The 11,722-nt window shown below is 69.1% G+C and carries 13 protein-coding genes and 1 pseudogene; 6 read left to right on the top strand and 8 right to left on the bottom strand.

The annotated features are described in order from the left end of the window. Positions 1–56: 56 nt before the first annotated feature. Complete coding sequence (gene trxB / locus ACFFII_RS10805) at positions 57–1,079, bottom strand: thioredoxin-disulfide reductase (RefSeq protein ID WP_377698894.1); 1,023 nt, start codon at positions 1,077–1,079, stop codon at positions 57–59. 170 nt (positions 1,080–1,249) lie between these two features. Between trxB and ACFFII_RS10800 the strand changes: the two genes are divergently transcribed. Continuing rightward, a complete protein-coding gene (locus ACFFII_RS10800) occupies positions 1,250–1,735 on the top strand; it encodes an Lrp/AsnC family transcriptional regulator (protein ID WP_377698893.1) in 486 nt (161 codons plus the stop codon). Here the strand turns inward: ACFFII_RS10800 and pgeF are convergent. Genes pgeF through lgt form a run of 3 tightly spaced genes read right to left on the bottom strand, consistent with a single transcriptional unit; the run spans position 1,732 to position 4,468 of the window. Then, positions 1,732–2,490, bottom strand: a complete 759-nt coding sequence (pgeF, locus tag ACFFII_RS10795; RefSeq protein ID WP_377698892.1) for a peptidoglycan editing factor PgeF — start codon at positions 2,488–2,490, stop codon at positions 1,732–1,734. The genes ACFFII_RS10800 and pgeF overlap by 4 nt on opposite strands. Then, positions 2,487–3,605, bottom strand: a complete 1,119-nt coding sequence (locus ACFFII_RS10790; protein WP_377698891.1) for a class I SAM-dependent methyltransferase — start codon at positions 3,603–3,605, stop codon at positions 2,487–2,489. The genes pgeF and ACFFII_RS10790 overlap by 4 nt, the downstream gene beginning before the upstream one ends. Beyond that, positions 3,602–4,468 carry a prolipoprotein diacylglyceryl transferase gene (gene lgt, locus ACFFII_RS10785; protein WP_377698890.1) on the bottom strand — a complete coding sequence of 289 codons (867 nt, stop codon included), beginning with the start codon at positions 4,466–4,468 and terminating at the stop codon, positions 3,602–3,604. Before lgt ends, ACFFII_RS10790 begins: the two co-directional genes overlap by 4 nt. 121 nt (positions 4,469–4,589) lie before the next feature. Between lgt and ACFFII_RS10780 the strand changes: the two are divergent. Next, a pseudogene (locus ACFFII_RS10780) lies at positions 4,590–4,829 on the top strand (accessory factor UbiK family protein); the annotation flags it as partial. Between the two features lie 211 nt (positions 4,830–5,040). Here the strand turns inward: ACFFII_RS10780 and ACFFII_RS10775 are convergent. Beyond that, positions 5,041–5,349, bottom strand: coding sequence for a DUF6476 family protein (locus ACFFII_RS10775; RefSeq protein WP_377698889.1), 309 nt, complete (start codon positions 5,347–5,349; stop codon positions 5,041–5,043). On the opposite strand from ACFFII_RS10775, the gene ACFFII_RS10770 reads away from it, so the two are divergent. The 3 genes from ACFFII_RS10770 to ACFFII_RS10760 all read left to right on the top strand — a co-directional run bounded on the left by ACFFII_RS10770 (position 5,348) and on the right by ACFFII_RS10760 (position 8,985). Further along, positions 5,348–6,403, top strand: a complete 1,056-nt coding sequence (locus ACFFII_RS10770; RefSeq protein WP_377698888.1) for an RluA family pseudouridine synthase — start codon at positions 5,348–5,350, stop codon at positions 6,401–6,403. The two genes, ACFFII_RS10775 and ACFFII_RS10770, sit on opposite strands and share 2 nt — an antisense overlap. A gap of 31 nt (positions 6,404–6,434) precedes the next feature. After that, positions 6,435–7,337, top strand: coding sequence for an RNA polymerase sigma factor RpoH (rpoH, locus tag ACFFII_RS10765; protein WP_090755581.1), 903 nt, complete (start codon positions 6,435–6,437; stop codon positions 7,335–7,337). 625 nt (positions 7,338–7,962) lie between these two features. Then, on the top strand, positions 7,963–8,985 hold the full coding sequence (locus ACFFII_RS10760; RefSeq protein ID WP_377698887.1) for a hypothetical protein: 1,023 nt from the start codon (positions 7,963–7,965) through the stop codon (positions 8,983–8,985). A 277-nt stretch (positions 8,986–9,262) separates the two neighbouring features. Here the strand turns inward: ACFFII_RS10760 and ACFFII_RS10755 are convergent, their stop codons facing one another. The 3 genes from ACFFII_RS10755 to ACFFII_RS10745 all read right to left on the bottom strand — a co-directional run bounded on the left by ACFFII_RS10755 (position 9,263) and on the right by ACFFII_RS10745 (position 11,596). Continuing rightward, the gene (locus tag ACFFII_RS10755; protein WP_377698886.1) at positions 9,263–10,363 is read right to left on the bottom strand and encodes an SPOR domain-containing protein; all 1,101 of its coding nucleotides are present in this window, start codon (positions 10,361–10,363) and stop codon (positions 9,263–9,265) included. A gap of 75 nt (positions 10,364–10,438) precedes the next feature. Continuing rightward, positions 10,439–11,077, bottom strand: coding sequence for a uracil phosphoribosyltransferase (upp, locus tag ACFFII_RS10750; protein WP_377698885.1), 639 nt, complete (start codon positions 11,075–11,077; stop codon positions 10,439–10,441). 132 nt (positions 11,078–11,209) lie between these two features. Then, positions 11,210–11,596: a cytidine deaminase gene (locus ACFFII_RS10745; protein WP_167649973.1), complete on the bottom strand. Its 387-nt coding sequence runs from the start codon at positions 11,594–11,596 to the stop codon at positions 11,210–11,212. Between ACFFII_RS10745 and ACFFII_RS10740 the strand changes: the two genes are divergently transcribed. After that, positions 11,595–11,717 carry a hypothetical protein gene (locus ACFFII_RS10740; protein ID WP_377698884.1) on the top strand — a complete coding sequence of 41 codons (123 nt, stop codon included), beginning with the start codon at positions 11,595–11,597 and terminating at the stop codon, positions 11,715–11,717. The two genes, ACFFII_RS10745 and ACFFII_RS10740, sit on opposite strands and share 2 nt — an antisense overlap. Positions 11,718–11,722: the final 5 nt, after the last annotated feature.

Raw genomic sequence — 11,722 nt, 5'->3', positions numbered from 1 at the left:
CATCCGCAACCTGGGGGTTTGCGCCGGGCAGCCTTTCGCCCGGCGCATGGCTCGGATCAGCCTGCGACCTCGGTCTCGCGGGCAACGTCCGTGACGCTGGCGGGCGTCGCCCCACCCTCGGCCAGTCCCTGGGCGGCCAGCCAGTGCTCGGCATCCAGCGCGGCCATGCAGCCCATCCCCGCGCTGGTGATCGCCTGGCGGTAGGTATCGTCCGTCAGGTCGCCCGCCGCGAAGACGCCGGGGACCGAGGTGCGGGTCGAGCCCGGCTCGACCCTGACATAGCCGCCGTCGCGCAGATCCAGCTGGCCCTTGACCAGTTCGGAGGCGGGCGAATGGCCGATGGCGATGAAGACACCGTCGGCCGCAACCGTCCGGGTGCTTCCGTCCCTGGTCGAGCGCAGCACCGCCCCGGTCACGCCCAGCGGCTGGTCGGTGCCGGTGATCTCGGCGACCTCGTGGTTCCAGATGACCTCGACCTTGGGATGGCGGAACAGGCGGTCCTGCAGCACGCGCTCGGCCCGCAGGCTGTCGCGGCGGTGGACCAAGGTGACCTTGCTGGCGAAGTTGGTCAGGAACAGCGCCTCCTCGACGGCGGTGTTGCCGCCGCCGACGACGATCACCTCGCGCCCGCGATAGAAGAAGCCGTCGCAGGTGGCGCAGGCGCTGACGCCGAAGCCCTGATAGCGGCTTTCGCTGTCCAGCCCCAGCCAGCGCGCCTGCGCCCCGGTGGCCAGGATCAGCGCGTCGGCCGTCAGCCGGGCACCGCTGTCGCATTCCAGCACAAAGGGGCGCTGCGACAGGTCCAGCCGGGTCACGGTGTCCGACACGATCCGCGCGCCCATCTCGCGGGCGTGGCTTTCCATCCGCACCATCAGGTCGGGGCCCTGGACCTGGGTGTCGCCGGGCCAGTTCTCGACCTCGGTGGTGATGGTCAGCTGCCCGCCCGGCTGGATGCCCTGGATCAGCAGCGGCACCAGCATGGCGCGGGCGGCATAGACGGCGGCGGTGTAACCGGCGGGCCCCGAGCCGATGATGACAAGCCGGTGGTGGGTCGGCACGGAAGCGGCGGTCTCGGTCACGGGTGGCCTCATGGATGATTTGCGCCCGAGTTAATCCCGCGGAGGCCGCGGTTCAACCTTGCCGCCACGCTGGTCTTCCGCAACGGCGCAAAGGTCAGATGGCGAAACAATGTTGCGGATCAACCCGCCGACGGATAAGGAACCGTCTGTTTTCAAGCATCGGAGAAGACATGGCAGGCGCCCGGCTGGACGACATCGACAGACGCATTCTGGCCGAGTTGCAAGCCGACGGCCGGATGACGAACGTCGAGCTGGCCCGGCGCGTGGGCATCTCGGCCCCTCCCTGCCTGCGCCGCGTCCGTACGCTGGAAGAACAGGGCTTCATCCGCGGCTATCATGCCGACGTGGACCCCCGCAGTCTTGGCTTCGAGGTGCAGGTCTTCGCCATGGTCCGCCTGCACAGCCAGTCCGAGCGCGACCTGACCGCCTTCGAGAACCGCGCCCGCGGCTGGGCACTGGTCCGCGAATGCCACATGCTGAACGGCGAGATCGACTTCATCCTGAAATGCGTGGGCCCCGACCTGTCCACCTTCCAGCGCTTCCTGACGGATGAGCTGACGGCCGCCGACAACGTGGCCAGCGTCAAGACAAGCCTTGTCATCCGCTGCGCCAAGGACGAGCCGGGCGTCCCCTTCGAGCTGGTCGAGGGCCGCTAGAGCGTGATGGCCGAGATCAGCCGCCCGTAATCGGCCGCGCCTTCGTGCGTGGCCCGGCGATAGCTGAAGAAGCGCGCGGCGTCGGAATAGGTGCAGTGGCCGATCCATTCGGCGTCGACGCCAAGCTCGCGCAGGGTCGCCAGCCCGAAACCCGGCAGGTCGAACATCGGCCGCCCGTTCGGCCCGCCCGAGAAGAAGCGGGCGTAACCCTCGTCCTCGATCAGGAAGCGGTCCATGAAGTCCTCGCTGACCTCATAGGCGCGCTGGCTGATGCAGGGGCCGATGACGGCGCGGATGTCGCGCGCGCCCGCGTCACGCATGGCGCCGACGGTGGCCTGCAGGATGCCGTCCAGCGCCCCGCGCCAGCCCGCATGGGCCGCGGCGATCACGCCCGCGTCTGGGTCGGCAAAGAGGATCGGCTGGCAGTCGGCGGTCAGCACGGCGATGGCAAGGCCGGGAACGGTTGTGACGATGGCGTCGGCCTCGGTCCGGGCGACGGCGTCGAGGTCCTCGGACCCGGTCAGGGTCACCACCTTGTCGGAATGTGTCTGGTTCACAGTCGCCAGCCGCTCGGGCGGAAGACCCAGCGCCGCCGCGACGCGGGCGCGGTTGATCGCCACGATCTCCTTCTGGTCCGACGAGCCGCGACCGCAGTTCAGCCCGGCGAACAGTCCCGAGGACGCGCCGCCCTTGCGGGTGAAGAACCCGTGCTTGAGAGGGTGAAGGGCGGGGTGGGTCAGGATTTCGAGTGTCATCGGGCCGGCGGGTCTGCTTCGGGACGAGGGGCGAGGTCGGACAGCCCGGCGCTCGCAACGGGCTGGGCGGCAAGAGGCAGCGGCCGGAAGCCCGGCGGCGGCGGAAGCTTGGACGGCCAGACGGCCATTGCCTTGAAGAGGTGCCCCATCTGCGCCGGGTCGGTCAAGCGATGAAGCGCGGCCTGCGCGCCTTCGTCGCCCGCCCAGGCCAGCCGCGCGGCCCGGGTCTCGATCCCCAGCGCCCGCAGCCAGTCCCCCTGCCGTTCGGGCGCCGAGACGGCAGCGCCGGCACGGATCGCGGCCCCTGCGAGGGGCGCGAAGTCCACATGGGCGGTCAGGTCGGCCTCGCCCGGATGGCTCAGGATGCCGTCGGGCGCATGGCGGCGCAGCGCCTGCAGGCTGTCCCCCTTGCCGTTCCAGGTGCCGTAATCGATGGCGATGGCCGCGCCCCCATGCGCCGCGATGCGGGCGGCGACGGCTTCCATGATCGCCGCAGCCTCGGCGCAGATCTCCCATATCTCGCCCTCGGGCGCCTCGCGCGACAGGGCCACGGGAGCCGCCAGCGCCAGCGCCAGGCCGCCTTCGGCGTCCAGCGTCACCATCCGCTCGGCCCATCCGCCCGCCACGCGCTGCACCTGGCGGATCGGCAGGGCGTCGAAGAACTCGTTGGCGATCAGAAACATCGGGGCCTCGGGCAGTTCGGTGACCGAGGAGAGATGCGTGATCTCGCCCAGCCTTTCGCGCTGGACCTGCCGCAGGTGGGGCGAGGTTTCGACCAGCGTCACCCGTGCGGCCTGGTGAAAGCCCGGCACGCGGCGCGTGGCGCGCATCAGGTCGGCCATCAGCGTCCCCCGGCCCGGTCCAAGCTCGGCCAGTGTGAAGGGCGCAGGCGCCCCCTGATCCAGCCAGGCCTGCGCCAGCGCAAGACCCACCAACTCTCCGAACATCTGGCTGATTTCGGGCGCGGTGGTGAAATCCCCACGGGTGCCGAAGGGATCGCGGGTGGAATAATAGCCGTGCGCAGGATGCATCAGGCACAGCCGCATGTAGTCGTCCAGCCGCATCGGCCCCTCGGTCGCGATCCGCGCGGCGATGATGCGGCCCAGCGGAGTCATCGCCGCAGCGCCCAAAGCGCAAAGGCAAGCCCCACCGCGATCATCGGCAGGGACAGAAGCTGGCCCATGGTGATCCCCCAGACCGGGCCTCCGAGGACATGGCCCCAAGGGTTGTCCGGGGCCACGAATTGCGCGTCGGCCTGTCGGAAGAACTCGACCACGAAGCGGGCAAGGCCGTAGCCCGCCAAGAACACGCCCAGCGCAAGGCCCGGACGTGCCAACGCGCCGCGACGGACCAGCAGCAGCAGGACCAACCCAAGCAGCAGCCCTTCAAGCCCCGCCTCGTAAAGCTGGCTGGGGTGGCGGGCACACAGGCCCTCGACGCCGGGGCAGTCCTGCGCGGCCTCGCCGGGGAAGATCACGCCCCAGGGCGCGGTCGTGGGACGGCCCCAAAGCTCGGCGTTGATGAAGTTTGCGATGCGGCCCAGGAACAGGCCCACGGGCGCCGCGATCGCCAGCGCGTCGGCGAGCCGCAGGGGGGCGATGCCGTTCCGGCGGGCATAGGCCCAGGCGGCCAGCACCACGCCCAGGAAGCCGCCGTGGAAGGACATGCCGCCCTGCCAGACCTTGATGATCTGGCCGGGGTTCGACAGATAATATGCAGGCTCGTAGAACAGCACGAAGCCCAGCCGTCCGCCCAGGATCACGCCCACCACGACCCAGGTCAGCAGCTCCTCGACCTTCTCGGGGGGCATGGGCGCGGCTCCACCCCACAAGCGCGGGCGACGCATCAGCGCCACGATGATCCGCCAGCCCAGCAGCAGCCCGACCAGATAAGCCATCGCATACCAGCGCAGGGCGAACTCGCGACCCGCGACCGTGATGCTGAAGATGTCGGGGGAAATCTCGGGAAAAGGGATCATGGGGGCCTCGCGCGTCCTGCGGTTGCTTGGCCGCGCGGGGCGGGGGTGTCAACCGCAGCGCATTGAAGGGGGGCCGCGCGCTCGCCATATAGACCCACACGCTTTGCGAAAGGATTGCGCGATGACTACCCACGGCAGCGGCCCCAGCCGCTTTTTCGACGACATGTCCCGGCTGATGACCAATGCGATGGGCGTCGCTCAGGGCGCGAAAAGCGAGGCGGAAACGGCCATGAAGGGCTGGGTGGACCGCTGGCTGGCCGAGCGCAACCTGGTCACCCGCGAGGAATTCGAGGTCGTGCGCGAGATGGCGATCAAGGCCCGCAGCGAGAATGCCGAGCTGCGCGCAATGATCGCGGCGATGACTGGCGGGGCGCAGTCGGGCCGGACCCAGGGCAATGACAGCGGATCGGACACTCCCCATGTCACCGAGGCGGAGGCGCCCGCCACGGACATGACCCCTCCCGACCTGGGCGACACCGGCGGGCAAGCCGGCGCCAGCGAGGCCGAGGCGCCCACGACCGACATGGACGCCGGCAACAAGGCGTGACCTGACCCGCCCCTGCGAGGGGCGCTTACTGCCCCGGCAGAACCCTCTGCTTCAACGCGCCCGAGCGATCGTAAAGCAAAACCTCGCCCGCGTCCGTGACCACCACGGTCCAGTCGCGGGCGAAGGTGACCGCGGCGGCGCCCGTCCCCTCGGGCAGCGCCAGCCCGGGCGGCAGTTCCGGCAGCGGCGGTTGCGCCAGCCTGAGCCACAGGATGGCGGCCACTGCCACCATCCCCAGGCCCATCACCACGGCCAGCCCCGTCACCAGCCGGCGCAGCCAGGCGAGTTCGGGCACTTCCGCATCCGGCTTCCCTGCCCTATCATCCCGCGCCATGCCCGACCTCATCCTGACCCTTCCGGCCGACCTCGCTGCGGCCGACGCCTCGCGGCTTGATAAGGCGCTGGCCGAAGCCGCGCCAGACTCTGCGGCCCTGTCCCGCTCGCGCATCGCCAGGCTGATCGCCGCGGGTGCGATCCGTGGCCCGAACGGCCCCGTCACCGATGGCAAGGCCCGCGCCCTGCCCGGCGACTATGTCGTCACGCTTGGCGAACCCGAACCGATCGACGCCCGCCCCGAGAACATCCCGCTGAACGTGGTTCACGAGGATGACAGCCTGATCGTCATTGACAAGCCTGCGGGCATGGTCGTCCATCCCGCCCCCGGCTCGCCCTCGCGGACGCTGGTGAACGCGCTTCTGGCCCATTGCGCAGGCAGCCTGTCGGGGATCGGCGGCGCGGCGCGGCCAGGGATCGTCCACCGGATCGACAAGGACACCTCGGGCCTGCTGGTCGTCGCCAAGACGGACCTGGCGCATCAGGCGCTGGCCCGACAGTTCGAGGACCACTCGGCCGCCCGCCGCTATCTGGCGCTGGCGCACGGAACCATCGACCCGGTCGACCCGCGCCTGCGCGGCCTGCCGGGCGTCAGCTTCGAGCCGGGCAACGTGCTGAAGATCGCCACCCTGCTGGGCCGCCACCCGACCGACCGCCAGCGGCAGGCCGTCAGCCTCAAGCAGGGCCGCCGTGCCGTCACCCGCGCGACCATGCTGGAAACCTTCGGCATGCCTCCCGCCGCGATGCTGGTCGAATGCCGGCTGGAAACCGGGCGCACCCACCAGATCCGCGTGCATCTGGCCCATTGCGGGCTGGGGCTGATCGGGGACCCGGTCTATGGCGGCGCGCGCCGTGCCTCGGCCCGTGCGCTGGGGGATGCGGCAGAGGCCGTCGCCGCCTTCCCGCGCCAGGCGCTGCACGCGGCGCACCTGGGCTTTGCCCATCCGGTCGATGGGCGCTGGCTTGCATTTGATAGTGAATTACCCGCCGATATGCAGGCCCTGCTGGCGGCCCTGCGGGGAACCCCGGCGGTTGACGCGACGTTCGCTGAATAACCCCGCCAGAGTCGCTGCACAGGAAAGGACAATGGCAAATTTCGACAAGCTTCCCGCGCCCAGCCCCGAGCAGGGCCTCAACCGCTACCTGCAGGAGATCCGCAAGTTCCCCCTGCTGGAACCGGAAGAGGAATACATGCTCGCCAAGGCCTGGGTCGATCATCAGGACGCCGAGGCCGCGCACAAGCTGGTGACCTCGCACCTGCGGCTCGCCGCCAAGATCGCCATGGGCTATCGCGGCTATGGCCTGCCCCAGGCCGAGGTGATTTCCGAGGCCAACGTCGGGCTGATGCAGGCCGTCAAGCGCTTCGACCCCGAAAAGGGCTTCCGGCTGGCCACCTATGCGATGTGGTGGATCCGCGCCTCGATCCAGGAATACATCCTGCGGTCCTGGAGCCTGGTGAAGATGGGCACCACCTCGGCCCAGAAGAAGCTGTTCTTCAACCTGCGCAAGGCCAAGGCCAAGCTGGGCGCGCTGGAGGAAGGCGACCTGCGGCCGGAAAACGTGCGCCAGATCGCCAATGACCTGAACGTAACCGAGCAGGAAGTGATCGAGATGAACCGCCGCCTTTCGGGCGGCGACGCATCCCTGAATGCGACCGTGGGGTCGGGCGAGGGCGAGTCGACCGCGCAATGGCAGGACTGGCTGGAGGACACGAACGCCGACCAGGCTAGCCAGTATGCCGAAGAGGACGAACTCGACACCCGCCGCTCGATGCTGGCCGCCGCGATGGATGTGCTGAACGAGCGCGAGCGCGACATCCTGACCGAGCGCCGCTTGCGCGACGATCCCGTCACGCTCGAGGCGCTGTCCGAACGCTATGGCGTCTCGCGCGAGCGCATCCGCCAGATCGAGGTCCGCGCCTTCGAGAAGCTGCAAGAGCGGATGCGCCGCTTGGCCAGCGAACGCGGCATCGAGATCGGCGCGGCCTGAGGAGCGACTGCAGGTTTTGCACTTCCCGGGCATCTGCTGCTCGACTGGTTTCTGCTGTCACGCGGCTGAACCTTGAGCAGGTGTCCGCGATCTTCGCCCCTCGCCATGCCGAGCAGGACGGGATGATCTGATGCACGACACGCTGACGCTCCGGGCAATCGAATAGGTACATTCCGCGATGGCCCCGACCGCTCCCGCTCAGGGCACCTTGGGCGCTGGTCTGCCCCTTATCTTCTGCCCCCGAGCGGGCGCGCAAGGTCCTGACGAAAGTGGGACGCTTCATCGCGCTTGTTGCCGGCAAGACAGTGGCCAGGGTCCGCACTGCCTGAAGGAAATGCGGTGAAGATGCCCGGATCGCCTCTGAGCGTTTTTCTCGAATTGGTGAGTAAACTCTCGCCCAGCCCATCCCTGCCTCGCATGATGTTCGTCCGTCCGCCCGGGCGACAACCGCTGCGTTTCCCGCAATGGTGAAGGCTGTCCACTGACCGCTTCCGCCCTTCATGGTCCTTTGTCGCGGCGGGTCTGGACGTAGTGCGATGAATCGGCACATTCTTGCCGAGAAGCCGGGGCGGTCGCCTTGTCCCGGGCAAGGCTGGCGCAACCACACGGAAGGGCTTCCGCGATCGTGACGGCACTGACGCAGTTCCAGCGGCTCGAGGCGACCGGCGTGTGGCGGCCCCACCCTTCCGAGCGGTTGCGCGACGTCATCGTGTCCTTCGGCGATGCCACGCTGATCCTGCGCGACCCCCGCTCCGAGGAACCGCTGTCCCACTGGTCCCTGCCTGCCGTGACCCGCCTGAACCCCGGCCAGATGCCCGCAATCTTCGCGCCCGGGGACGCAGAGCAGGACGAGGTGGTTGAGATTGACGACACGCTGATGGTCCAGGCGATCGAGCGCGTCCATTCCGCCATTGCTGCCAGCCGCCCCCATCCCGGCCGCTTGCGCGGCGCGCTGGTCTGGACGGTGGTGGGCACCGCAGTGATTGCCGGTGCGATCTGGCTTCCCGATGCGGTGATCGCCCATGCTGCGCGGATCGCGCCGCCTGCGCAGAGGACGGCTGTCGGGCTCTCGATTCTGGCCGACATGCGGCAGGCGACCGGCGCCCCCTGCGACCGTGCCTCGGGGGCGGCCGTGCTGGACCGGCTGTCGGCGCGCCTGCTGGGGCCTGACGGCCGGATCGTGGTGCTGCCCGCGACGATGCGGGGCGCGCGTCCCCTGCCCGGCCGCATCGTGGTGATCGGCGATGACATGATCGCGGGCGAGCCGGGCCCGCAGGTGGCGGCGGGCCATGTGCTTGCGGCCGATCTAGCCGCAGCACAGTCGGACCCGCTGCTTGAGGTTCTGCAGAAGGCGGGGCTGCCCGCCGCTGTGTCGATGCTGACCTCGGGGGAACTGAAAGCCCGTGCCGTCGCTGGTCAGGGAACGGCCTTGCTGCTGCGCCCTGCCCCGCGCCCCGCCGATGACGCGCTGCTGGACCGGATGCGCGAGGCAGGCGTGCCCAGCGCGCCCTATGCCCGCTCGCTCGACCCCAGCGGCGAAACGGTCCTTGCCCTGATCGAGGCCGACCCCTTCCGCGCCGCCGATCCGCCCGAGCCGCTGATGTCCGAAGGCGAGTGGGTGCAGTTGCAGCAGATCTGCGCGCGCTGAGAACCCTTGCGTGCCGCCGACGCGTTCCCGCGACGATGGCATGGCGTCTGTCGCTATCAGAGTCTTGTGCCATCGCCTCAGGTCCGCTCCAGCGGCTCGACCCTTACTGGTGCTGCCAGCACCGTGGCTTGAGAGAATCTCCAAGCACAAGAGCCTGAACTCCAACATCTTCGGGCTCAGCCCCCCACAGGGAAACAGATCAGACGTGAGGCGAGGGTGAGACTGCGGCTCTTGCAGGCCCTAGCCCGCCATGTTGTCGGCCGACCTCCTGCTCGACCTATCTGCGGGCGCGGAGGTCGGGGTAGCCTGCGCGGCGCAGCTTCTCGATCATCCGCACGATCGCCTCCCGGCCGTCGAGCGGGCCCACCATGACCAACTCGGCCTTGCCCTCTGTCCCTCGGAGCACCGGCACGCCCATCCGGGCAAGCCTAGCCGCGGCCGCTTGCGCCTGTCCTGCCTCGCGGAACGATCCGACCTGAACGAAGCGCGCGCCCGGCGGGATCATCCGGATGTCGTCCGGCGGCAGAGCCTTCGCGGACGCGCCAGCCCGGCTTGCCCCGAAGCCCTCGCTGGCCGCGACCTTGGCCTTCCGCCTCTTCGCCCCCGCGTTCGGTGAGACGCCCTTTGTTCCACCGGCCTTCGCAGCAGTTCTGCCCGCCTTGCTGTTTTCCTTGTGTCCAGACGAGACACGGGCCAGCGAGGCAAGCGAGGTCGCGCCCCCGCAAAGACCCAGGCTGGCGCCATCCTGCGCCGATGCGTCGCCGCCGATCAGCGCGCAAAGCCTGTCGATGCGCCCCGGACCCGCCATCTCTCGGGAAATCGCCGGCGCCTGCGTGATTGTCGCACCAATCTGCAGCGGATCGGGGGGCGCCTTGCCTTGAGGTACCTGCGGAATGCCCAGCGCGTCAGGGTCCGGGTTGCCCGACTCCTTCCTGGTCTCGCGCGAGGGGCTGCCTTCGGCCAGTTCAGCAGCCTGAAGGTTGGGGATGATGACCTGCGTCAGCTCGCGCTCGATGCGGGCAGCGCGCGGCAGTTCGGGCTCAGGAAACAGTGCCGGTTCGCTGTCCGGACCGGTGTGTCGGGCAGACAGCGTGGGCGGATAGCCGCAGACCGCTGCGCCGTCACGGTCGATGCGTCCGCGCCACCCCCCATCGGTGCGGACGAAGACGCAGCCCGCCGAATCGATGTACTGGCCCGCGGTGAAGTCGGGTGGCGGCGTTTCTGCCGGCTGCAGCGCCGGAGACAGCTCGCTGGCCGGAACCTCGAGGCGGCGCATCCCTTCGCCCGGCTGGCCGGCCTCTGTTGGGACTGTCACGCTCGCCAGTGCGGCAAGAGCGGCCACGGCCGCCAGCAGCAGCGAAAACCCCGAGATCCCCATCGCCGGCCCCTTCGATTCGGTTCTTTCCGGGGTCGGGTCTACAGGGCCGGGCACTAAGTCCCGGTTAACGCAAGCTCACTTCGTGCCGAACATCCGGTCGCCCGCATCCCCCAAGCCCGGCACGATATAGCCATGCTCGTCCAGCTTCTCGTCCAGCGAGGCGGTGTAGACGGCCACGTCCGGATGGGATTCCTGCATCCGCGCAACGCCTTCGGGCGCGGCCAGAAGACAGAGGAAACAGATGTTGCGCGCGCCGCCGGCCTTGAGAAGGTCGATCGCCGCGACCGCGCTGTTTCCCGTGGCCAGCATCGGGTCCACGACGATGACCATGCGGGCATCCAGGTCGTTGGGCACCTTGGCGTAATATTGCACCGGCTGCAGCGTGTCCGGGTCGCGGTAAAGCCCGAGGAAGCCCACCCGCGCCGCCGGGATCAGTTCCAGGATCCCGTCCAGCAGGCCGTTGCCCGCCCGCAGGATCGAGATCAGCGCAAGCTTCTTTCCTTCCAGCACCGGCGCGTCCATCTCGCACTGAGGCGTCTGGATGCGGATCGTGGTCAGCTCCAGATCGCGCGTGACCTCATAGGCCAGAAGCAGGCTGATCTCGCGCAGAAGGCGGCGGAAGCTGTTGGTCGAGGTCGTGTGCTTCCGCATGATCGTCAGCTTGTGCTGCACCAGCGGGTGATCGACGATCGTGAGGTTCGGAAACTGGGTCATCGGAGGTCCGGAGTTCAGGGTCGGTTCAGTCTTTGGAAGGAATTTCATGCGATGACCATGGGGCAGGAGCCGAATCGACAGGCAGGAAGATGCAGCAAGATCAGTTCGCACCCCGTCCGTCTTTGTCCGCCTTCAACCCATGTGGCCAACCTCGAAGCGGCCGGGCAGCAGTTCGGCCACGGTCGTCGCCAGGGTCTCGCCGTCCACCGTCGCAAGCAGGACGGGCGTTTCCCCGCGGGCGAACTCGGCCAGCTTCTGGCGGCAGCCGCCGCAGGGAGGCGTCGGGCGGGCGCTGCCGGCGATGACGCAGACCTCGGTGATCTCGGTCTCGCCCGCCGCGACCATGGCGGCGATGGCGCCGGCCTCGGCACAGGTGCCCTCGGGATAGGCCACGTTCTCGACGTTGCAGCCGGCATAGATCGCGCCCGAGGCGCCGCGCACCGCCGCACCGACCTTGAAGCCGGAATAAGGGGCATAAGCGGCCTCTCGCACGCGGCGGGCGGCGTCGATCAGGGACATGGGGCACCTTTGGGCAGTTTGCGGCATCATCCGCCCCGAGGCGGACCTGCGCAACCCCGCGCTTTTCGCCAGGCGCAAAGCCATGGGCGCGGCGCTTGTGACGCCGCGTCGCCACGACTAGGACGA

It is taken from the genome of Paracoccus niistensis (genome assembly GCF_042432925.1).
In the GTDB taxonomy this organism is placed as follows: domain Bacteria; phylum Pseudomonadota; class Alphaproteobacteria; order Rhodobacterales; family Rhodobacteraceae; genus Paracoccus; species Paracoccus niistensis.
This window is presented reverse-complemented; position numbering and strand designations above follow the sequence as displayed.